2 protein-coding genes are annotated in these 2,372 nt (G+C 39.1%); one reads left to right on the top strand and one right to left on the bottom strand.

Annotation, left to right across the window (positions count from 1 at the left end):
- Window positions 1-202, top strand: a 202-nt coding sequence (locus KAU88_09985; GenBank protein ID MCK4478833.1) for a hypothetical protein, incomplete at its 5' end; no start/stop codon positions are given.
- On the opposite strand, the gene KAU88_09980 is transcribed toward KAU88_09985, so the two are convergent.
- Window positions 189-2,372, bottom strand: a 2,184-nt coding sequence (locus tag KAU88_09980; protein ID MCK4478832.1) for an N-6 DNA methylase, incomplete at its 5' end; no start/stop codon positions are given. The genes KAU88_09985 and KAU88_09980 overlap by 14 nt on opposite strands.

Raw genomic sequence — 2,372 nt, 5'->3', positions numbered from 1 at the left:
TTCTTTCCCTTTGTTTCCATGTTGTTCCGTCAGACTTTGCATCTTTTCACCAGTTAGCCTAGCCTTACTAGGCTCAAAATATTATACTGCAAAGACTTCATTTAAGATTATGTTGAGACTCAATGGAGAGACTATCAAGAAAAATTACTTGGAAGAGTCTAACAAAGTGTACCTGATTACGTGTCGAGTTATGAACTGGTAATGTCTACTCTGTTTAACTTTTTCATGATATAAAGCTCTCTAAGTAATGCGGGATACAACCATTCTAAAATATCACTTATTTCATTTTTCTTGAACCCTAGAATCTTCAACATATTATCATCAATTTCTCTTCGTGCGTTGAATTTTCTTCCCAAGTATTCTTTCAAATCTGGGAATATTTCTGATAGCTTTTCCTTCCATTCATCTCTGAATGTACTTTTTGATATATTCATTGCAAGTTGTTTCCAAAGGCATGGAAAGTTGGTTCTGCGGATCTTGTCGAAAAGACTCTCAATGGAGGCCAGTTCTTTTGATGTTAACCTACTTTTAGAAAGGAGCTGCAGTTGATTGAAAGTATAACCCCTTACCTTAAACCACCCTGTAGGCACCCTCTCGATAAAAAGCTGAGCAAGGTTGATTGAGCTGTTCAGCCATATTGCTAAGATTTTCGCTTCTTTTTCATCTAAACCAGTGACATTCCAGAAGGAACTACCGAAAACTCTTGGCTTCTTTGTGTAATAGGCAAAGAAGTAGGTGCCTGAGGAACCCACGTGAAGGGTTTCTATTATGCCTAAATTGCTTATTCTCCTTTCTACATATTTTCTCCATTTTGCCGATAGACTTTTTGGATCAAGTCCACTGATTGAAAGAAAATGTCTATGGTTTTTATATCTGCGTGAGATTACATACTCTTCTAAGGCCGAAAGATCAATTTTGTCTCTTCCCGCTGAGTTTCTTACGCAAGGAATGAGTGCCTGAAATGGTATCGCCAAACTATCCTTTGTGAAACGATTCTTTACTGTTACCTTGCTTTTCGTACATTTTTGAACTATCCATATGTCCCTACTTCTCAGTCCAATAGCCTTTTTATCTAGAAGGGCTGTCTCTGGAAAACTACCGCCCATTCTGGATCTTACTCCTTCCTCCAGCTCTATTCCCAGTTCACTGGCTTGACTTAACCTGCTATTCTTCGAAACTCCTTCCCAGAACTTGAGAATTCTGGTGTCACTGACAGCTATTGGCTTAAACAGATTGAGTGGATCCAGGTCTTCTTGAGCAATCTTATAGATTCTAAAACGCCCATGATTGTAAACTTCTCCTTTCTTCGCCAATTTTTCAGCATGCTTTATCTCGGGAAGTAGAGTACTGTCAAGCTCCTTAAGTGTAATGAAAGTTACGACATTGTCAGGATGTTTGGACTTGCTAGCAATGAGCAAAATTTCCCGTAGGTTTGTGCTATCTGAGAAATTCAACGCATCTTCTCTGACAACAACATATTTAATATCGTAATTACAGCAAAGCATCTCTCGTATTCCTATATCGGTTTCTTTTGTCAATATTGTACTAGGCAAAACTGCGGCGATTTTTCCTCCTTTTTCAAGGAATTTGTCGGCTAAGAGCACAAAGTAAGAACAATAGCTCATTCTACTGTCAATCAGATGTTGCTTCTTCAAGAAACGCCGTGCAAGTTTGTCCTTGTACCCCGCACTGAAATCTGCTATTGTCTCTTGCCTAGTAAAAGGAGGGTTCATTATGATCGTATCGACTTTGCTTAACCGAATTTCTTTGCCTGGTGATCCGTCCATTTTTATCGCACCAGACTCTATCATTTCTTCCTTGCTTATCTGAAGATCTAGTAGAGTCCTTTGTTTCCTTGCTTCGGGCAATACTCTAGACATGGGTGAAATGCTTATTCCTGGCTTGAGTTTTGTGGAATCTTCTATTGCTATTCTAACCTCTTCAGTTTCATACAAAGGAGCTTGCAGGGCTAAGTTTATGACTGATAAGTGAGAAGCAAAGGGCATTATATCAACGCCAGTTAAGTCATGCTCTAAGAAAGTCTTATGAGTTTCTGCATCAAAATCTCTGCCTTCCTCTTTTAGTAGCATCTTTTTTCGTCTGTACGCCGCAGCCAAGAGCGTTCCACTACCACATGCTGGATCCATAACTTTTTCATCGGGTTTTTCAATAGCTAGACCTGCAAGAATACTGGCTGCTTCACCGAGTGTATAGTATGCCCCTAATGGTTTTCTTATTTCAAGAGGAATCAATCTATGGAAAAGCTTTCCCAATATTTCGCGATCAAGATTTTCAGGTGATAAACTATACACGAATTTTATCACGTTCTTAAATGCGGGAATTGATTTCTTAGAGAACTCCGAAGAGACACT

The sequence above is a fragment of the Candidatus Bathyarchaeota archaeon genome (assembly GCA_023131225.1).
Classification (GTDB): Archaea; Thermoproteota; Bathyarchaeia; order Bathyarchaeales; family SOJC01; genus JAGLZW01.
Note: the sequence above shows the minus strand (reverse complement) of the source record. Positions and strands in the feature narration are given on the sequence as shown.